An 18,608-nucleotide genomic window follows, 5' to 3' on the forward strand; every position below is an offset into this window, starting at 1 on the left:
GCGACTTTAGTGCCCCCGAAGTCCCAATAAGTGGACAAAAACTCCGCCCTTAACGCGAGAGTGGGCCCCGCCGGTTGGCGGGGCCCACTCTCTGTTGGTGCTGTTGAACTCTTAGTCGTCGCCGCGGAGGATGGCCAGCAGGCGGATGATTTCCACGTACAGCCAGACCAGCGTGACGGTCAGGCCGAAGGCGGCGGTCCAGGAGAACCGCTCCGGGGCCCCGTTGCGGACACCTTCTTCGATGTTGGTGAAGTCCATGACCAGGGAGAACGCGGCCAGGCCGATGGCCAGGATGCCGATAACGACGCCGATGATTCCGCTGCGCAGGCCGAACGGTTCAGTTGTCAGCCCTGTCAGCATCATGACCATGTTCACCACGGAGAACAGCGCGTACCCGACGATGGCGATCATAAAGAACTTCATGGCCTTGGGCGTGGCCCGGACCTTGCCGCTCTTGAACAGCAGCAGCGTCACGGCGAACACGGACAGCGTGCCGACCACGGCCTGCAGGCCGACGCCGGGGTACATGGTGTCGAGAACACGGGTCAGGCCGCCGAGGAACAGGCCCTCGAGCGCGGCGTAGGCCAGGATCAGCGCCGGCGACGGCTGCTTCTTGAAGGTGTTGACGAGGGCCAGCACAAATCCGCCGAGTGCGCCGACGATCATGAGCATGGATGCCAGGCCCAGGGCCACCGACAGGGTGACCGCGGCACCGACGACCACGGCGCCGAGGCAGACCGCCGTCTTGACGATGACGTCGTCGAAGGTCATCCTCCCGGTTTCGGCCGGGCCGGCGGCAGGCCGGTTGTACATCTGCTGTAGCTGGTCATTTGACATGCTCTGCTGGCCGTAGCCGGGCTGGCCATAACCCTGCTGGCCGAACTGGTTCTGGCCGTAGTTGTTGTGGCCGTACGCCTGCGGGACAGGCGGTGCCTGGGTGGCTCCACGGAAATTCTTTCCGTTGAAGATCGGGTTTCCGCCAAGTGCCATTGCGGGTGTCCTCCGTCTAGGGGTTGAGTGATGGTCCTAAAGCTCACGCTACCAATTCCTACGCACCAGCGGCAGGGAAAGTTCCGCCCGGGGAGCGGGCTTTTGAGTTGTTACCGGATCGCTATCTGATGGTCAGCTCCGCCCACACGGTTTGTACTGCTTGCGCTGTACGATAAGCGGGTCAGGGTGACGAATATCACAGCAAGTCAAGACCCGCTCCACCAGCAACGATATCCGCCACCCTCCGTTCGCAGCGGCTGCAACGAAGCAGCCGCAACCACCCCCACGTGGAGGTTTTCAATTTGAGACGCACACCGAGAGGTCTGCCTATCCGGCGGCCGGCCGGGCTGCTGAAGGTATGGGGGGCCATTGCCTCCGCCGTCGTGGCACTTCTGCTGGCCGCAGCGCCGGCAGCGCAGGCCGGCACTCCAGCTCCGACGCCACCCCCGTCGAACCAGCAGTTTCAGAACAGCATCAGCGGATTCCTCCGCGACGACGCACGGCGCCCGCTCGAAGGCGTCAAGATCACCGCCAAGAATGGCGACTTCACTGGAGAGGCAACGTCGGCCGCCAACGGGTCCTGGCGGATAGGCGTTCCCAGCCAGGGCACCTATGAAATCCAGCTGGACGAATCCACACTTCCCGAGGGGATCAAGCTCGCCGAGGGGCAGTCGAATCCCCGCAATGTCACGTTCAGCCAGACGTCAAACCTCTCAGTCATCTTCGCCTTCGGCAAGGGCATTGTGGTGCAGCAGCAGGACTTTGGCCAGAACCTGCTCAACAGGCTCGTGGCCGGCCTGAGCTTCGGCCTTCTGCTGGCACTGGCTTCGGTGGGTCTGTCCCTGATCTTCGGCACCACCGGGCTCACCAACTTCGCGCACGGTGAGATGGTGACCCTCGGCGCCGTGCTGGTATTTGGATTCAGCGCCATGAACCTGCCCTTCTGGCTGGCCGTCATCCTTGCCTTGCTCGGCGGCGGACTCCTTGGCTATGTGCAGGACGCCGGGCTCTGGCGTCCGCTGCGCCGCCGCGGTACCGGCCTGGTGCCGATGATGATCGTCAGCATCGGCCTGGCCCTGGCGGTCCGCTACGTCATTCAGTTCTACTTCGGCGGGGCCACCCAGCAGCTGCCGTTTGCGCAGAGCGCGGAAATCCAGCTGGGCCCGGTCTCCATCTCGCCCAACAACCTGTGGTCCCTGGTCATCAGCGCCGTCGTGATCGGCATCATCGGCATCGTCCTCCTGAAAACCAGGCTCGGCAAGGCGACCCGCGCGGTAGCCGACAACCCGGCTCTGGCCGCCGCCTCCGGAATCGACGTCGACGGCGTCATCCGCCTGGTCTGGATCGTCGGCGGTGTCCTGGCCTCGCTGGGCGGCATCCTCTGGGCCTACTACCGCCCGGGCGTCACCTTCGACATGGGCTCGCAGATCCTGCTGCTCATCTTCGCCGGCGTGACCCTCGGCGGCCTGGGCACCGTTTTCGGCGCCCTGATCGGATCTGTCATTGTCGGCATCTTCGTCGAACTGACCACCGTGTTCGGCCTCGCGGCCGACCTCAAATATGTGGGAGCACTCTTCATCATGATCGTTGTCCTCTTGTTCCGTCCCCAGGGCATCCTGGGCCGCCGCGAGCGCGTGGGTTAGGAGACAGCCATGGACTTCGGACTAATCCTTTCCAGCGCGGCGGGCGAACTTTTCAGCCCGACGACGGCGGCCTACGCCCTCGCGGCGCTCGGCCTCGCCGTGCACTTCGGCTACTCGGGCCTGCTGAACTTCGGCCAGGCCGGCTTCATGGCGGTGGGTGCGTACGGCTTCGCGATCTCGACGCTCAGCTTCCGGGCACCCTTCTTCGTGGGCCTCCTGATCGCCGTCATCTGCTCGGTGCTCTTTGCGCTGGTGCTGGGCATTCCCACCCTCCGCCTGCGCGCGGACTACCTGGCCATCGTCACCATCGCGGCAGCGGAAATCGTCCGCTACGTCGTCACCACCAACCAGCTCACGTCCGTGACCGGCTCCGCCAACGGGCTCGCCGCCTTCGAGGGCGGGTTCTATTCCATGAACCCGTTCCCCGAGGGCTCCTACTTTGGCATGAACAACCGTGACTTCTTCATCAGGGTGGTGGGCTGGGGGCTCGTGGTCATCGGCTGCGCCCTCGTCTGGCTCCTGATGCGCAGCCCCTGGGGCCGCGTGCTGAAGGGCATCCGCGAGGACGAGAACGCAGTGCGTTCACTCGGCAAGAACGTGTACGCCCACAAGATGCAGGCACTGGTGATCGGCGGTATCTTCGGCGCTCTGGCCGGGATGATCTTCACGCTCCCCCGCGGCGCCGTCCAGCCCGCCAACTACGGCACCGAACTGACGTTCTTCCTGTGGACCTGCCTGCTGCTGGGCGGCATGGCCACGGTCCTGGGGCCGGTGATCGGCGCCATGATCTTCTGGGTGGTCCTGTCCCTCACCCAGGGCGTCCTGTACGGACTGATCGAATCCGGTGCGGTGACCTGGCTGACCACGGTCCAGGCCGGCCAGCTGCGCTACATCCTGGTGGGCATCGCCCTGATGCTGCTGATGATCTTCAGGCCGCAGGGTGTCTTTGGCAACAAGAAGGAGCTGGCGTTCGCATGAGCAAGCACAGCGAGGAATCAATGGAAGCCGGCATCGACTACATGACTGATGCCCGGCCGATTGCCGTCGGGGACAACACCCCCGGCTGCAAGAAGCGGGACGCCATCGTCGTCGCCGAAAACGTCACCCGCAGCTTCGGCGGCATCAACGCCGTCGACGTTGAGTATCTGGAGATCCCGCGGCACAAGATCACGGCACTCATCGGCCCCAACGGAGCCGGCAAGACCACACTGTTCAACCTGCTCACCGGCTTTGACACGCCGAACTCGGGCAAGTGGCAGTTCGAGGGCCACAGCATCGCCGGGGTGTCCTCCTACAAGGTGGCCAGAATGGGAATGGTGCGCACGTTCCAGCTCACCAAGGTCATGGGCAAGCTCACCGTCATGGAAAACATGCGGCTCGGCGCGTCCAACCAGCCGGGCGAGAGGCTGTCCAAGGCGCTGTTCAAGAACATCTGGGGCGGCCGCGAGAAGGAAATCACCGAGCACGCCAACGTCCTGCTGGAGAAATTCAAGCTCGACACCAAGAAGGACGACTACGCGGCGTCGCTTTCCGGCGGCCAGCGCAAGCTGCTGGAAATGGCCCGCTCCCTGATGGTCCGGCCCAAACTGGTGATGCTGGACGAACCAATGGCAGGGGTCAATCCGGCGCTGACGCAGTCGCTGCTGGACCACATCAAGAACCTTAAGTCCGAGGGCATGACAGTCCTCTTCGTGGAACACGACATGCACATGGTCCGGCACATCGCGGACTGGGTGGTGGTCATGGCCGAAGGGAAGATCGTGGCCGAGGGACCCCCGGGCGAGGTAATGAAGGACCCCGCCGTCATCGACGCCTACCTGGGCGCCCACCACGACGTGGACCTCGGCGACACCGAGGGCATCAAGGAACTGGAGCAGGAACTGGCGGCGGACGAGGAGTCAATCGTCGGCACCGAGAACGCGGGCATGATCGCCGCGGACGCCACCACACCCACGATCACCGAGGCCGGCCCGGACACCGGACGGACGGGTGCCAGCCGCACAGATGCGAGCGGCACAGACGCCGGCCGCACAGACAAGGACAACGCATGAGTGCCACGAGCGCGGCCCCGGCCGCAAGCAGCGCAGCCGAGGACGGCGTCGTCGTCAAAGTCACCGACCTGGTGGCCGGCTACCTCCCCGGCGTCAACATCCTCAACGGGTGCAGCATCGAGGCCCGGAAGGGCGAACTGATCGGCATCATCGGCCCGAACGGGGCCGGCAAGTCCACACTGCTCAAGGCCATGTTCGGTCTGGTGAAGGTGCACTCCGGATCCGTGGTGGTCAGGGGCCGGGAGCTGACAGGGCTCAAGGCCAACAAGCTGGTGACCCAGGGCGTCGGCTTCGTGCCGCAAACCAACAACGTCTTCGCCACGCTCACCATCGAGGAGAACATGCAGATGGGCATGTTCCAGCGGCCCAAGGACTTTGCCAAGCGGTTCGAGTTCGTCACCAGCCTTTTCCCCGAGCTGGGTAAACGCAGGGCGCAGCGTGCGGGCTCCCTGTCCGGCGGGGAGCGGCAGATGGTGGCGATGGGACGGGCCCTGATGATGGAGCCGGCAGTCCTGCTGCTGGACGAACCCTCGGCAGGCCTCTCCCCCGTCAAACAGGACGAGACCTTCCTGCGGGTGCATGAGATCAACCGCGCCGGCGTGTCCGTCATCATGGTGGAACAGAACGCCCGCCGCTGCCTGCAGATCTGCGACCGCGGCTACGTCCTGGACCAGGGCAGGGACGCGTACACCGGCACGGGCCGTGAGCTCATGAAGGACCCGAAAGTCATCCAGTTGTACCTCGGCACGCTGGCCGACGAGAACTAGGTACCGCACACACAGAAGCCCCCGTCCGGCTGGACGGGGGCTTCCGTGTATGCTTCGGGAAGCGGCTTACAGCTTGCCGAACTCTTCCTTTGCGGGCTGGGGCTTGTTGCTGTCGTCATACTCGTAGATGCCGACGTAGGCCTCCGTGGGGTCGCCGGCATCAGAGAACGTGACCGGACCGGACTGTCCGTCGTAGTCGATGTCCTTGCCGTTTCGGAGCAGCGTGACGCAGGACGGGAAGGTGTTGCACTTCTCGCCGCCTTCGGAGACCGCCTTGAGCTGCTTGGCGATGTCCGCTCCCTTAGTGCTCTTTGCCGCTTCGGACGCAAGCGCGGTCATGTTGACGGCGTCATACGCCTCCCCTGCATAGTTGAACGTGCGGAGGGCGGGATCAATCGCAAGGAGTGACTTCTTGAAATCTTCCTTGGCAAAGGTCCCGGGCTGCGTACCGCGGGCACCCTTGAGCGTGCCAGCCTTGAAGTCCTTGCTGTAGTCGAAAAGGTTACCGTCAACCAGGAACAGCTGTTCCGGCTTGATGCCCTTGCCGGTGAGCAACGGAATGATGCTCTTGGCTTCATCGAACGTGATGAGTGCGATGGCGTCGGGCTTGGCGGCGACGAGCGCATCAACCTGGCTGCTGAACTGCGAATCACCGGTGTTGTAGAGCTGCTCAGCCACTACCTGGCCACCGGCGGACGTGAAGGCTGCCTTCACGTTCTTCTGCAGGCCGGTGCCGTAGGCATCGTTCAGGACCATCATGCCAAGTGTCTGGGCGCCGCAGGTGGCCATATAGTTGCCCAGGACCTGACCCTGCAGGACGTCGGAAGGAGCGGTACGCCAGTACAGGCCCTTGTCGTCCCAGGTGGTGAAGTCCGGAGAAGTGTTGGCCGGCGAAAACTGCAGAACACCCGCTCCGGTGATCTGGTTGATGACCGTCTTCGACACACCCGAAGACGCCGCCCCGATGATGGCACTGACGCCCTGGCCCAGCAGGGCAGTGGTCGACTGGGTGGCGATGTCGGTCTTGGTGTCGCCCGAGTCGCGGTGCACCACCTGGACGGGTTTGCCGAGCACGCCGCCAACGGCATTGATTTCCTTGACGCTCAGGTTAACGCCCGCAATTTCGGGCGGGCCGAGGAACGCCAGCGACCCCGTCGTCGGCAGAAGCGATCCAATTTTCAGCGGTGTAGGGGTGGTGGTGGTTGCTGCCGGTACGGCGCCGGTCTCGGTGGCGGTGCTGGATGCCCCGGCAGTATCACTGGGTGCAGGGCACGCGATGCCGCCGGCTGCTGCGGAGGATTCTGTCGCACTCGGGGTGGAACCGCCACCACAAGCCGTGGCCAGAAGGGCGACGCCTATACTAAGCGCTGTGAGCTTAGCAACCCGGGGCGCCGCCTGGGGGAGTGAAATCATTTAGAGTCTCCTCGATCGAAAGGCGCGTACGGCCTTTGATGCGATTTTTGGTCAGGGGTTCCTGAGCTAAGTTCAAGCTAATCCAATTCGAGCCTGAAAATAAGTGACTAAGGTCACATCCTCATAACACTCGTTGCATATTGGAACACCGGTGACGCGAAGGAGAAATGTAGTACCCCAGGTGGGACTCGAACCCACAACACGCGGATTTTAAGTCCGCTGCCTCTGCCAATTGGGCTACTGGGGCGCCCGGTCAATCGTATCGCCTCAAACGTCTGCCAGGGGCCCCGCGTACCGGAACGTGCCGTGGACCCCGCCGGGCCACAGGGCGAGGGGCAGCAGCTGGAAGTGGTCGCCCCACTTCCTGTCCGGCGCCTCGATGCCCAGGGTCGACGCCGGGACGAAGCCGAACCGGGAGTAATAGTCGCTGCTTCCGAGCAGCGCGATGCCCTTCTCCCCCGCGGCGTTCGCACGGACGACAGTTTCGCGCATCAGCGCCGAGCCGATGCCGTGCCGCTGCAGCCGGGGAGTCACGCCAATGGGCCCGAGCCCCAGCAGCTGGAGGTCCTCCACCCACGCGCGGGTGCTGATCACATGCCCGACGATCTCGCCGTCGAGTTCGGCGACGATGCTGAGCTCCGGCAGGTACTCGTCGGCGACGAACAGCTCGCGGAGCACCCTCACTTCAACAGGCTCCCCCTCCACGGGCAGTCCGGTGACCGGAGAGACGGCGAAAGCTTCGGCGGTCAGCGCAAGGACGGCGTCACGGTCACCGGGCTGCTCGCTGCGGAGCACCACTTCCCGCACCGGTTCGGGCTCGGGGGCGCTGGCGGCCGAAAGCTCGGACAGGACCTCCAGCGCCCGGGCCGAGTCACCCACGGGCACCAGCAGATGGTCGTGGTGGAAGCCTGCGAGCACGTTGCAGCTGATCCGGGCCTGGGTCAGCGCCCTGCTGACCGCCGCGGTCAGGCCCACCGCTTCCAGTGCCGAATGGACCTCCAAGGTGATCCAGGCCGCAACAAAATCGTAGGGCAGCTCCAGCGCATCCGCTTCGGCCCGGGGCAGGACCACCGTGAGCCCCTCGGCTTCCCGGACGGCGGCTTCGATATGCCCTGCAAGCGGCTTGCCGTGCGGCCAAAGAGCGTAGACGTACTCCCCTTCCCGGACTACCGGATGCATCGAGGTAAGGAGCGTCTGGAGGTTCTTTTCACCCGTCATGGAGCCAGTCTATGTGTGCGCCCTGCCCTGCCGGCGAGGCTGTCCCCACCGGGGAAACCTCCCCAGGGAAACCCGAAAGCGGCCGTTCCCCGGAAGGGAACGGCCGCCGTCGTATTCGGGGCCACCGCCGCCGAGGGTTCCCTGGCTGAGCGGAGCGAAGCGAGGGAGGCGGTGGGGATTTACTTGGCTTCAGCCTTGACAGGATCCTTGGCGCCGCCCTGGGCAGCGGCCGCAGCCTTCTCAGCCGGCGCAGGTACGGCGGGAGCCGCAGCAGCCGGCTTCGGAGCCGGGGTGGCGGCGGCCACGAAGGCGCCGCGCGGGTTGTCCAGGTCCAGCAGCTGCGTGGTGTCGCGGCCCGCGAAGAAGCTCAGGATCCAGTTGAGGATCACGCGGAACTTGCGCTCGAAGGTCGGCATGGCCATGCCGTGGTAGCCGCGGTGGGCCAGCCAGGCGAGGGGGCCCTTGAGCCCGATGCGGCCGAGCAGGTTGATGTTGGCAACACCCTTCCACTCGCCGAAGCCGGCCACGGCACCGAGGTTCTTGTGCTTGTAGTCGACGAGCGGCTTGTCCCAGCGGGAAGCCCACAGGTTCTTGGCCAGGCGCTTGGCCTGGCGCAGCGCGTGCTGGGCGTTGGGAACGCACGTGCCGTCCGGCAGGCCAGAGCCCGTCAGATCGGGAACCGCGGCGATGTCACCGGCAGCCCAGGCGTTGTCGATGATGCCTTCGTCACCCGAGATGCGCAGGTCCGGCAGGACGCGGACGCGGCCGCGGGGTTCCAGCGGGAAGTCGGTGGAGCGGACCATCGGGTTGGCCTGGACACCGGCGGTCCACACGAGGGTGTCGGACTCGAATTCCTGGGCCAGCGTCTTGTCCGGCAGGTTGATGAGCTTGAGGGCGCCCTCAGCGTTGTCCAGCGACGTGTTCAGCAGGACCTCGATGCCGCGGCTGCGAAGGTGCTCCACGACCCATTCGGCCTGCTTCGCGGTGACCTCGGGCATGATGCGGCCCATGGCCTCGACGAGGACGAAGCGGACTTCCTCCTGCTTGACGCGAGGGTTGTTCCGGACCGCAGCGCGGGCGAGGTCCTCCATTTCGGTGATGCACTCGATGCCGGCGAAGCCGCCACCCACCACCACGAAGGTGAGGGCGCGGGCGCGTTCGGCGGGGTCGGTCATGGTGGAGCCGACCTCGATGCGGTCAAGGACCTTGTTGCGCAGCGCAACGGCTTCCTCGATGGTCTTCAGGCCGATGCCTTTGTCCGCCAGGCCCTTGATGGGGAACGTGCGGGTAATGGCGCCGGCGGAGAGCACGACGTCGAAGTAGGGCACCTCGAAGTTGTCGCCGCCGTCAGCCGGGGCAACCACGGCCGCGCGGTTGGCGTGGTCGATGGAAACGACGCGGCCCTGGATGAGCTCGCTCTGCTTGAGGTGCTGGCGGTGGGAGACCACTGCGTGGCGGGCCTCAATGTTTCCGCCCGCAACTTCCGGCAGGAAGGGCTGGTAGGTCATGTAGGGCAGCGGATCGACGACGGTGACGATCCCGCCTGCGTTCGCGATCTTCTTCTGCAGTTTGAGGGCTACGTAGAGGCCGACGTACCCGCCGCCGACGACGAGCACACGCGGACGATCCTGGAGCTGTGGGGTGGTTGCCATAACTCCAGAGTACCGTACTTTGTGAAAATCTTCACTAGCTCGGCCGGTCTGCCGGATCCACGCTCGTCACCGCACCCGTTTCCGGCTCGTCCGCTCCGCCGCCGGACGCACGGTACACCCGCCGCAACTGAACCGCGCCCGCCGCAATAATGGCCACGAAGAGTGCACCGAACCCGATGACCACTGCCGCCGGCAGCGCGCTGTCCAGCTGTGACGGCGGCACGGCGACCGGCACCGTCGCCTTGGGCAGCGTGGCCTGCGGGGCGGGGGCGGCGGTGGTCGGCTCGGGAGCGGGCGTGGCGAAGTTCCCGCGCCGGTGGACGCGGATCCACTCCGCGATGGAACCCAGCGGGTTGGCCTTCGTTTCGGCCACGTCGTCCTTGAGCGCCGCCTCCGCATTGAGGACCCCGAAGCCGTACAGCGGGTCCTTGCCCGGCGTGCCCGAGTCCTTGGCGGTGGAGACGATCCTGTTGATGACCTGCTTGGCACTCATCTCCGGCCACTTGGAGCGGATCAGCGCCGCAACGCCGGAGACGATGGGGGTGGCACCGGACGTGCCGGCCCATTCCGCGTAGCTGCCGCCGGGCAGTCCGCCGGCTAGCTTCTCGGCCGGCGCGGCCACGCCGATGCTGATGCCCTGGGAGGAGGAATCGGTGCTCGCCCGTCCGGTCCGGTCCAGGCCCGCGACTGTCAGCACGCCGGGGATGGTGGCCGGAGCCCCCACCTGAACGTTGCCGCCGACGCGGTTACCGGCCGCGGCCACGATGACCACGTCCTTCTGCTCGGCGTACAGAAAGGCGGCGTCCCAGCTTTGCGGCCACTCCGGCGACGTGCTGCCCAGCGAAATGTTGATGACCTTTGCGCCGTTGTCCACCGCCCAGCGCACAGCTTCGGGGATCTGGTCCTGGTCGCTCTTGCCGCCGGGATTCTCCGAACCCAGCCAGGTGGAGACGGAGAGGATCTGCGCCTCTGGTGCCACGCCCATGATGCCGTCCGGCATGGCTTTGGATGCCGCTGCGGTGGCCTTCGGGGAGGGCTTGGCGCTGGACGATGCCTTCTTCGGCGCCTGGTGTCCGCGGCCCGCAAGCATGGTGGCCACGAGGGTGCCGTGCTCGGGCTTGGCACCGATGCTCTTCTCGCCGTCGGGGGCGCCGGCGCCCGAGACGTCGTGGCCGCCGGCCAGCACGCCCTTGAGGTCGGGATGGCTTCCGTCCACGCCGCTGTCGATCACAGCGACCTTCACATTGGCGCCTTTGGACACTTCCCAGGCCTTGGTGATGCCGGCTTCCTTGAGCCAGTACTCCTTGTCCCGCCAGGAATCGGCCTGCGCGGCCGGTGCGGTGGCGACGGCGGACGCGGCGATGCCGCCGGCAAGCACCGCGGACAGAAGGGCCGAGACCGTCCGGCGAAGCCGGGCTCTTGCTCTGGTCATTCAGAATCCAATTTTCGGTTAACTCGGTGCCTCGGCACTCAGGGCAATTCCGTCAAGAATATCGTGCTCACTGGCGGTGGCCGTAATTATGCGGCCGCCGCTGAGCTCGCCCATGCGGGTGAGGATGCGCCGCCAGACGAGCGCGCCTGCGCCGATGACGTCCACCCGGCCGGGGTGCATGTACGGCAGTTCGGCCCGCTGCGCCCGCGTCATCTGCAGCAGATCGGTGGCCGCGGCTTGGACGGCGGAGATGGACAGTTCTGCGCCGTGGATGGCCCCCGGCAGGTATTCGGGCAGCCTGAGCGCGTGCGCCGTGATGGTGGTGATGGAGCCGGCAACCCCGACGACGGCGGTGCTGCGTTCCAGCGGAACGTCCAGTCGCGCTTCGGCGATGGCGGCGTCGACGTCGGCCTCCGCGGCGGCGATCTGCTCGGCGGTGGGCGGGTCCGAGGTGAGGTGGCGTTCGGTGAGCCTGACGCAGCCGATGTCCACGGACCTTGCGGCGATCACGCCGCTGGCGTCGCCGAGCACAAACTCCGTGCTGCCGCCGCCCAGGTCCACCACCAGCACCTTGTCCTCTGCCGAGATGGGCAGCACACTGCTGGCGCCGGCGAAGGAAAGCGCAGCTTCCTCGTGGCCGGTGATCACCTCCGGCTCCACCCCAATGAGGTTCTGGATGCCGTCCACGAAGACCTGGCGGTTCCGGGCGTCCCGGCTGGCCGAGGTGGCCACGAACCGGATTTTCGTGGCCTGGTACTCGCGGATGAGCGCGGCGTAATCGGCCGTCGCTGCAAAGGTGCGCTCAAGTGCTTCGGGCGCCAGCTCGCCGGTGGCATCCACGCCCTGGCCGAGCCGCACCACACGCATTTCACGCACGACGTCGGTGAGCTTCGTGGTCCCATTGCTGCGGTCGATGTCGGCGATGAGCAGGCGGATGGAGTTGGTTCCGCAGTCGATGGCGGCCACCCGGGTCATGCGCCCGCCTCCGTTGTGGTTGCGTGTGTCGTGGATCCGGCCCCCGCCGCTTCGTCAGTCTTGGATCTGCGGACGGGCGCCGGCCGGCCGACGATGTCCGGCAACCCCTGCGGGCCGTGGCGGCTGAGGTCCCGGGACGGCGCTTCGCCGGCCGTGTCCCAGGCACCCTCGCAGTAGCAGCGGTCGGCAGTCCACCATTCACCGATGGCCGCGATGGCTTCGTCGCCCAGAGGATTCACGCCCGGCCCGGCGGCCAGCGAGTGTCCCACCAGGACGTGCAGGCACTTGACGCGGGTGGGCATGCCGCCGGCGGAGACCCCGTCGATCTCCGGGACGTCGCCGATTCCCGACCGTGCCCCGATCTCGGCACGGGCAGCCAGGTAGGCCTCGTGGGCCGCGCGGTAGGAGGCAGCCAGCGGCTCGTCCGCGGCAAGCCGGTCGTTCATGTCGTTCATGAGGCCGGACGCCTCAAGCCGGGAGACCGCCGACGTGATGACGGGGTGCGTCAGGTAAAAAGTGGTGGGGAAGGGAGTTCCGTTGCTGAGGCGCGGGGATGTTGCGGCCACAAGCGGGTTCCCGCAGACGCAGCGCGCCGGGATTTCCACAACGTCGCGCACCGGCCTCCCCAGCTGGCGGCTGAGCACATCGAGGTCCTGTGCCGATGGCTGCCTGTAGTCTCCGGGGGCGGTTGCCGTGTTGTCGTCCACTGGCGTGGCCGTCCTTCCTGCCCGGATCTGGCTGCACCGAAATTCCGGTAGGCAGTCCCGCGGCGGGCGCCGCTCCTAGTCTGTTGCCGAGCGCCTGATGGACTCCCAGAGGGAATCCACCCAGGGCACGTCGGCGGGGTCTTGTGTTTGTGCTGCACTGGGCTGGCTGGCTGATGCGCCGGCCGGCAGGTCGCTGCCGAAAACCCAGTAGCCGGTCTCACCCGGCATAACCATGTTAATGCGGTCGCGTGCCTGCTGCTTGACGTAGTTGGGATCCTGCCAGCGCGAGACCTGCCGTTTGAGGCTGTCCTGGTCCGCCTTGCTGGCCGAGATGTCCGATTCCAGGGCCGCGATTTCCGCCCGCTTGTCGATGAAGATCTTCACGGTGGGGGCCAGCATGATGGTGATGGCAACCATCACCACGGCCAGCGCCAGCATGCGGCCGGAGAACGCCTTGGCAGGAACGGGGTCGAGGTTGTCTTCCCCCGCGGTGACGGCTGACGATCCGGACTTCCCGCGGCTGCTGCCCGGCTTCCCGGCGCTGGCTTTGGTGGCCGCGCCAGGTTTTGAGGCAGCGCCAGGTTTTGAGGCCGCGCCAGCTGCCGAACCTGTGCCCTTCGTGCCTGGGCCTTTCGCACCGGCGCCCGTGGCACTCGAACCCGTGGAACCGATGGAACCCGCGCCCGTCCTGCTACCAACGCCGGATGTGGCACCAGAGCCGTTGGCCCTGCCCGCCGCCTTGGCTTCGTGTCCCGTTCCGGACTCATGGGTGGCGTGCGCCGAACGGGAGCCGCCGAAGTCCGCCTGGATGACGTCTCCCCCGGCGGAGCCGGCGGAGGACTGCTGTGCTGGTGGGGTCACCCTGGGAACTTTGGGACGGCGGGTAGCCATGACACTCCTGTAACGTGTGGGCGCCTAAAACAAAACCGGTGGCTATGGTCTTTCCACCATAGCCACCGGTCAGCTGTTTCTTGGGCTACTAGGCCTTGAAACGCGGGAACGCGCTGCGTCCGGCGTAGCGTGCGGCGTCGTCGAGTTCCTCTTCGATGCGCAGCAGCTGGTTGTACTTGGCAACGCGCTCGGAGCGGGCCGGGGCACCGGTCTTGATCTGCCCGGCGTTGGTGGCAACGGCGATGTCGGCGATCGTGGTGTCCTCGGTTTCGCCGGAGCGGTGCGAGGTGATGGTGGTGTAACCGGAGCGCTGGGCCAGGGAAACGGCGTCCAGGGTTTCGGTCAGGGAGCCGATCTGGTTGACCTTGACCAGCAGGGAGTTCGCCGTGGCGGCGTCGATGCCCTGCTGCAGGCGCTCGGGGTTGGTGACGAACAGGTCGTCGCCCACCAGCTGGACCTTGTCACCGATGGTGTCGGTGAGGATCTTCCAGCCTTCCCAGTCGTTTTCGTCCAGCGGGTCCTCGATGGAAACCAGCGGGTAGTCGGCAACGAGCTCGGCGTAGTAGGCGCTCATCTCGGCGGCGCTCAGGGCCTTGCCCTCGAACTGGTAGGCACCGTCCTTGAAGAACTCGGAGGAGGCGACGTCCAGGGCCAGGGCGATGTCGGTGCCCGGGGTGTAGCCGGCGTTCTGGATGGCTTCCTGGATCAGGTCCAGGGCAGCGCGGTTGGACGGCAGGTTCGGGGCGAAGCCGCCCTCGTCGCCAAGGCCGGTGGAGAGGCCCTTCTGCTGCAGCACGGACTTGAGGTTGTGGTACACCTCGACGCCCCAGCGCAGACCTTCGGAGAAGGTCTCGGCGCCGATCGGGGCGATCATGAATTCCTGGATGTCGACGTCGGAATCCGCGTGCGAGCCGCCGTTGAGGATGTTCATCAGCGGAACGGGCAGGACGTGGGCGTTCGGGCCGCCCAGGTACTTGTACAGCGGCAGGTCGGCGGAGGCTGCTGCGGCGTTGGCAACTGCCAGGGAGACGCCGAGGATCGCGTTGGCGCCGAGCTTGCCCTTGTTGGCGGTGCCGTCCAGGTCGATCATCGCCTGGTCGATGCTGCGCTGGTCGGTGGCGTCGAAGCCGGTCAGGGCCGGTGCGATCTGGTCGATGACGGCGTCAACGGCCTTCTGGACACCCTTGCCGAGGTAGCGGCCCTTGTCGCCGTCGCGCAGTTCAACGGCTTCGTGCTCGCCGGTGGATGCACCGGACGGAACGGCAGCGCGGCCGATCTGGCCGTCGGAGAGGAGAACTTCAACTTCGACGGTGGGGTTGCCACGGGAATCGAGGATCTCGCGGGCGTGGATGGCATCGATAAGCGCCATGGATGTGCTCCTTGTGGGCGATTTACTGGGGACTTTAGGGGAAAAATCTCGACGTCCTCGTCAGGACTAGCGTAGTCGAGAGTGGTGCACGTTACGGAAACCTATCCAGAACCCGGACGTCATGATCCGGGCGCGGACGTTTCCGGATAACGGTTCTGGTAGTGCCGGACGGCCCCGCGGAGGGCGCGTTCGGCGTCGAACCCCCTGCTCCGGGCCGAACGGACGACGGCGAGCAGCAGCTCGCCGAGTTCGGCTTCGGTTTCTATTGTTTCGGCGAGCTCAACCACCGGGTTTCGTTCAGCCTCCGGGGCCTGCAGCCCGGCCCGCTCGCCCCGGTCCAGGGTTTTCTGCGCCTGGGCCAGTGCAGGCAGAGCCACCGGAATGCCCTCAAAGGGCGTGCTGCGCTGCGGGCTTTCGGCCTTTTTCACGGCATCCCACTTGAGCACGATCTCCTCCACCGTGGCAGGAAAGGTGTCCTGGAGGGATCCGTCCGGACGGAACACGTGGGGGTTGCGGCGGATCAGCTTCTCGGTGAGGCCGCGGGCGACGTCGCCGAAGCCGAACACGCCCCGTTCCTCGGCGAGCCGGGCGTGCAGCACCACCTGGAGCAGCACATCGCCCAGCTCGCCTTTCAGTTCAGCCTCGTCCGCGCCGGTCTCGATGGTCTCGGCCACTTCATAGGCCTCCTCCAGCAGGTACTCCACGAGCGACTCGTGGGTGAGCGCGCCCATCCAGGGGCAGTGCTCGCGGAGGGCCGCAATCACCCCCAGCAGTTCCCCCACGAGCTCCCCCACCGGGCCGGTAGGTTCAGGCTGCCGGACGGTTTCAGCCAAGGTCGCCGTACGCGTCGTTGATGTACTCCACGAGGGCTTCCTTTTCCTCAAGGGGCAGGAAGGACGCTTCGGCGGCGTTGAGCGTGAGCTCCAGCAGGTCATCGAGGTCGTAGTCGAAAGTCTCCACCAGGAGCTCGAACTCATCGGTGAGCGTCACGCCGCTCATGAGCCGGTTGTCCGTGTTGATGGTGACGTTGAAGCCCAGCTGGTAGAGCATGTCCAGCGGGTGGCTTTCAATGCCCTCACCGAACGCGGCAATGGCACCGGTCTGCAGGTTGGAGGACGGGCAGATTTCCAGGGCGATGCCGCGGTCCCGGATCCAGCTGGACAGGTTGCCGAGGGTGACCAGGCCAATGTTGTCGCTGTCCTCGTCGTCGGCGTCGTCCTCGTCGAACTCCACCATGATGTCCTCGGCGATGCGGACACCGTGGCCAAGGCGCAGCGCGCGGCCGTCAACGAGGGCGGACTGGATGCTGTCCAGGCCGGCGGCTTCACCGGCGTGCACGGTGGCCGGGAAGTTGTTTTCGGCCAGGTAGGTGAAGGCGTCGCGGAAGCGCGACGGCAGGAAGCCGTCCTCGGCGCCGGCAATGTCGAACCCGACGGCGCCCTTGTCGCGGTGCCGAACGGCGAGTTCAGCGATTTCCTGGCCGCGGTCAGCGTGCCGCATGGCCGTGATGAGCTGGCCCACCTGGATCTCTCGGCCGGTCTCGGCCACAGCCTCCACGCCGGCTTCGAGTCCTTCCTGGACCGCCTCGACAACCTCGTCCAGGGTCAGTCCATTCTGGAGGTGCTGCTCAGGTGCCCAGCGCACTTCGCCGTACACCACGCCGTCGTCCGCCAGATCCTCCACGAACTCCTTGGCGACGCGGAACAGACCTTCCTTGGTCTGCATGACGGCGACCGTGTGGTCGAACGTTTCCAGGTAGCGGACCAGCGAGCCGGAGTCGGCGGATTCGCGGAACCATTCGCCCAGGGCTGTCGGGTCTGTCGACGGGAGGGTGTGCCCCAAGGCCTCCGCCAGCTCAATAATGGTGGCAGGGCGCAGGCCGCCGTCCAGGTGGTCGTGAAGGGATACCTTGGGCAGGCTCTTCAGGTCGAAGTCAAGGGCAGGGGCGGCGTCAACGATTGGCTCAGTCACGTACCAACTCTAGGGTTGCACCGGCGGCAATGCCAACGGGCGCGCTGCACGGCGACGGGCGGCCTGAAAGGCCGCTGAACCGCCCTGCTAAGCCACCTGCCCTATAAAGCCGTCTGCGCTGCTAAGCCACGCGGCTGGTCTGTTCCGGGATGCTGCCCTGTTCGGGTGCCGGGCTCTTTTCCGGCGCAGCGTGGGCATCATTGCGGCCGAGCCGCTTGTGCCACCAGCGGAGGGCGTGGTCAATGATGATGCCCAGAATGATGGCGAACACCACGGCGATGCCGGCGCCCAGCAGCGGGTTGCTGTGGAGCCACGGGAAGGAACTGGCGACGAGGCCGATCCCGATCGAGTAACCGACCCACGTGAAGCAGGCAAACGCGTCCAGCAGGAAGAACCTGCGGTGCGGGTATCCGGTGGTTCCGGCAACGTAGTTCACCGCCACGCGCCCCCACGGGATGTAGCGCGCCGTGAAGATCAGCACGGCACCGCGCTTCTCCAGTTCGTAGCGCGCCCAGCCGAAGACCTTCTGCACCCTGGGCCGGCGCATCCATTTCCAGCGCTCCAGTCCGATCTTCCGGCCCAGCATGTAGGCCATGTTGTCACCGGCCATGGCGCCGGTCAGCGCAGTCAGGCCCAGGATCCACAGGTTGGGCTCGCCGCTGTGCCGGGAAAAGGCCGCCAGCGCCACGATGAGCGTCTCGCTGGGGACCACCATCGCGAACCCGTCAACGAAGAAGAACATGAGCAGAACGGGATAAATCCACCACTGACCCGCTGCATGGAGCACGGCCTCATTAATAAACTCCACGCGGGTGTTGCTCCTCGGCAATATAACAAGACAGGAAGTGACGCAAATCGCTCTTTAGTGTCGCACGGCCGGAGGATAGTCCGCTACGCCTTGATTGGAAAGTCAACTTTCCTGCAACGGGTCCTGGATGCGGCCCCGCAGCCGGTTGATGACGAGGTCCACCAGGATCCCCAGCACGATGGCGCAAACAATGGCGATCACGGCCCCCAGCAGGTGGTTCTCCTCAAACCACTGGCCGAAGAAAAGTCCAATGGCCACCGAATACGAGGCCCAAAGGGTGGCGGAAAGGACAGTCAGCCCGACGAAGCGCAGATGCGAATAGTGGGTGGCACCCGCGGTCAGGTTGACCGCCACCCGGCCGATGGGGACGAACCTCGCCACGAGGATCAGCGACGCCGGCCGTTTGCGCAGCTCGCGCCCGGCCCAGCGGAAGGCCCGCTGCATGCGCGGCCCGCGCATCCAGGCCCAGCGCTGTGTACCCACACCCCGGCCGAGGAGGTAGGCGGCATTGTCGCCAGTGAACGCGCCCAACCCGGCCACGGCCGCGAGCAGCCACGGGTTGGGAACGTCAGCCGTCGCTGCGACGGCCGCCAGCCCCACCACCACCGATTCACTGGGAATGGGCGGGAAGAAGCCGTCGATGACGCAGCAGGCCAGGACTATGAAAAGCACCCAAGGCTGCCCGGCGGCAGCCAGGATGAAGTCGTTGATGGCCTGCACG

17 protein-coding genes and 1 tRNA gene are annotated in these 18,608 nt (G+C 66.0%); 4 read left to right on the plus strand and 14 right to left on the minus strand.

All coding sequences use genetic code 11. From position 1 onward, the window contains the following. Window positions 1-111 precede the first annotated feature (111 nt). Window positions 112-990, minus strand: coding sequence for a Bax inhibitor-1/YccA family protein (locus ACTHQX_RS03765; protein WP_440155729.1), 879 nt, complete (start codon window positions 988-990; stop codon window positions 112-114). A gap of 347 nt (window positions 991-1,337) precedes the next feature. On the opposite strand from ACTHQX_RS03765, the gene ACTHQX_RS03770 reads away from it, so the two are divergent. From ACTHQX_RS03770 to ACTHQX_RS03785, 4 genes are read left to right on the plus strand one after another with little or no spacing between them, the layout of a single operon-like run. Next, on the plus strand, window positions 1,338-2,633 hold the full coding sequence (locus tag ACTHQX_RS03770) for a branched-chain amino acid ABC transporter permease (RefSeq protein ID WP_440155831.1): 1,296 nt from the start codon (window positions 1,338-1,340) through the stop codon (window positions 2,631-2,633). 9 nt (window positions 2,634-2,642) lie between these two features. After that, window positions 2,643-3,611 (plus strand): branched-chain amino acid ABC transporter permease, encoded by a 969-nt coding sequence (locus ACTHQX_RS03775; RefSeq protein WP_440155731.1) that lies wholly within the window; start codon window positions 2,643-2,645, stop codon window positions 3,609-3,611. After that, entirely contained in the window at window positions 3,608-4,684 is a 1,077-nt protein-coding gene (locus ACTHQX_RS03780) for an ABC transporter ATP-binding protein (protein ID WP_440155733.1), read from the plus strand. Before ACTHQX_RS03775 ends, ACTHQX_RS03780 begins: the two co-directional genes overlap by 4 nt. Continuing rightward, a complete protein-coding gene (locus tag ACTHQX_RS03785; protein WP_111904088.1) occupies window positions 4,681-5,451 on the plus strand; it encodes an ABC transporter ATP-binding protein in 771 nt (256 codons plus the stop codon). The genes ACTHQX_RS03780 and ACTHQX_RS03785 overlap by 4 nt, the downstream gene beginning before the upstream one ends. A 66-nt stretch (window positions 5,452-5,517) precedes the next feature. Here the strand turns inward: ACTHQX_RS03785 and ACTHQX_RS03790 are convergent, their stop codons facing one another. From ACTHQX_RS03790 to ACTHQX_RS03850, 13 genes are all read right to left on the minus strand, one after another. Continuing rightward, a complete protein-coding gene (locus ACTHQX_RS03790; protein WP_111904087.1) occupies window positions 5,518-6,864 on the minus strand; it encodes an ABC transporter substrate-binding protein in 1,347 nt (448 codons plus the stop codon). Window positions 6,865-7,037: 173 nt separating this feature from the next. Continuing rightward, window positions 7,038-7,111 (minus strand) — tRNA-Leu (locus ACTHQX_RS03795). Window positions 7,112-7,131: 20 nt separating this feature from the next. Next, window positions 7,132-8,082 carry an N-acetyltransferase gene (locus ACTHQX_RS03800; protein WP_440155736.1) on the minus strand — a complete coding sequence of 317 codons (951 nt, stop codon included), beginning with the start codon at window positions 8,080-8,082 and terminating at the stop codon, window positions 7,132-7,134. 179 nt (window positions 8,083-8,261) lie between these two features. Next, window positions 8,262-9,734, minus strand: coding sequence for an NAD(P)/FAD-dependent oxidoreductase (locus ACTHQX_RS03805; protein ID WP_440155737.1), 1,473 nt, complete (start codon window positions 9,732-9,734; stop codon window positions 8,262-8,264). Between the two features lie 34 nt (window positions 9,735-9,768). Continuing rightward, window positions 9,769-11,166 (minus strand): S8 family serine peptidase, encoded by a 1,398-nt coding sequence (locus ACTHQX_RS03810; RefSeq protein WP_440155739.1) that lies wholly within the window; start codon window positions 11,164-11,166, stop codon window positions 9,769-9,771. An 18-nt stretch (window positions 11,167-11,184) separates the two neighbouring features. Then, window positions 11,185-12,141, minus strand: a complete 957-nt coding sequence (locus tag ACTHQX_RS03815) for a Ppx/GppA phosphatase family protein (RefSeq protein ID WP_440155740.1) — start codon at window positions 12,139-12,141, stop codon at window positions 11,185-11,187. Further along, window positions 12,138-12,848 carry a DUF501 domain-containing protein gene (locus tag ACTHQX_RS03820; protein ID WP_440155741.1) on the minus strand — a complete coding sequence of 237 codons (711 nt, stop codon included), beginning with the start codon at window positions 12,846-12,848 and terminating at the stop codon, window positions 12,138-12,140. Before ACTHQX_RS03820 ends, ACTHQX_RS03815 begins: the two co-directional genes overlap by 4 nt. Before the next feature lie 75 nt (window positions 12,849-12,923). Further along, window positions 12,924-13,739 (minus strand): septum formation initiator family protein, encoded by an 816-nt coding sequence (locus ACTHQX_RS03825; protein WP_440155742.1) that lies wholly within the window; start codon window positions 13,737-13,739, stop codon window positions 12,924-12,926. Window positions 13,740-13,827: 88 nt separating this feature from the next. Next, entirely contained in the window at window positions 13,828-15,108 is a 1,281-nt protein-coding gene (gene eno, locus ACTHQX_RS03830) for a phosphopyruvate hydratase (RefSeq protein WP_236807650.1), read from the minus strand. A gap of 119 nt (window positions 15,109-15,227) precedes the next feature. Beyond that, window positions 15,228-15,839: a MazG nucleotide pyrophosphohydrolase domain-containing protein gene (locus ACTHQX_RS03835; protein ID WP_440155833.1), complete on the minus strand. Its 612-nt coding sequence runs from the start codon at window positions 15,837-15,839 to the stop codon at window positions 15,228-15,230. A gap of 94 nt (window positions 15,840-15,933) precedes the next feature. Next, complete coding sequence (locus ACTHQX_RS03840) at window positions 15,934-17,079, minus strand: adenosine deaminase (RefSeq protein WP_440155744.1); 1,146 nt, start codon at window positions 17,077-17,079, stop codon at window positions 15,934-15,936. 121 nt (window positions 17,080-17,200) lie between these two features. Next, window positions 17,201-17,887: a DedA family protein gene (locus ACTHQX_RS03845; protein WP_440155746.1), complete on the minus strand. Its 687-nt coding sequence runs from the start codon at window positions 17,885-17,887 to the stop codon at window positions 17,201-17,203. A gap of 102 nt (window positions 17,888-17,989) precedes the next feature. Further along, the gene (locus ACTHQX_RS03850) at window positions 17,990-18,607 is read right to left on the minus strand and encodes a DedA family protein (RefSeq protein ID WP_440155748.1); all 618 of its coding nucleotides are present in this window, start codon (window positions 18,605-18,607) and stop codon (window positions 17,990-17,992) included. Between the last annotated feature and the right edge of the window lies 1 nt (window position 18,608).

It is taken from the genome of Arthrobacter sp. SAFR-023, assembly GCF_051965295.1.
Lineage (GTDB): Bacteria > Actinomycetota > Actinomycetes > Actinomycetales > Micrococcaceae > Arthrobacter.

What these genes read in the sequence shown, in the direction of transcription:
- ACTHQX_RS03835 (WP_440155833.1), bottom strand. Translation starts at nt 15,839, where the DNA reads ATGGGCGCGCTCACCCACGAGTCGCTCGTGGAGTACCTGCTGGAGGAG.
- ACTHQX_RS03810 (WP_440155739.1), bottom strand. Translation starts at nt 11,166, where the DNA reads ATGACCAGAGCAAGAGCCCGGCTTCGCCGGACGGTCTCGGCCCTTCTG.
- eno (WP_236807650.1), bottom strand. Translation starts at nt 15,108, where the DNA reads ATGGCGCTTATCGATGCCATCCACGCCCGCGAGATCCTCGATTCCCGT.
- ACTHQX_RS03815 (WP_440155740.1), bottom strand. Translation starts at nt 12,141, where the DNA reads ATGACCCGGGTGGCCGCCATCGACTGCGGAACCAACTCCATCCGCCTG.
- ACTHQX_RS03765 (WP_440155729.1), bottom strand. Translation starts at nt 990, where the DNA reads ATGGCACTTGGCGGAAACCCGATCTTCAACGGAAAGAATTTCCGTGGA.
- ACTHQX_RS03825 (WP_440155742.1), bottom strand. Translation starts at nt 13,739, where the DNA reads ATGGCTACCCGCCGTCCCAAAGTTCCCAGGGTGACCCCACCAGCACAG.
- ACTHQX_RS03790 (WP_111904087.1), bottom strand. Translation starts at nt 6,864, where the DNA reads ATGATTTCACTCCCCCAGGCGGCGCCCCGGGTTGCTAAGCTCACAGCG.
- ACTHQX_RS03775 (WP_440155731.1), top strand. Translation starts at nt 2,643, where the DNA reads ATGGACTTCGGACTAATCCTTTCCAGCGCGGCGGGCGAACTTTTCAGC.
- ACTHQX_RS03800 (WP_440155736.1), bottom strand. Translation starts at nt 8,082, where the DNA reads ATGACGGGTGAAAAGAACCTCCAGACGCTCCTTACCTCGATGCATCCG.
- ACTHQX_RS03785 (WP_111904088.1), top strand. Translation starts at nt 4,681, where the DNA reads ATGAGTGCCACGAGCGCGGCCCCGGCCGCAAGCAGCGCAGCCGAGGAC.
- ACTHQX_RS03780 (WP_440155733.1), top strand. Translation starts at nt 3,608, where the DNA reads ATGAGCAAGCACAGCGAGGAATCAATGGAAGCCGGCATCGACTACATG.
- ACTHQX_RS03805 (WP_440155737.1), bottom strand. Translation starts at nt 9,734, where the DNA reads ATGGCAACCACCCCACAGCTCCAGGATCGTCCGCGTGTGCTCGTCGTC.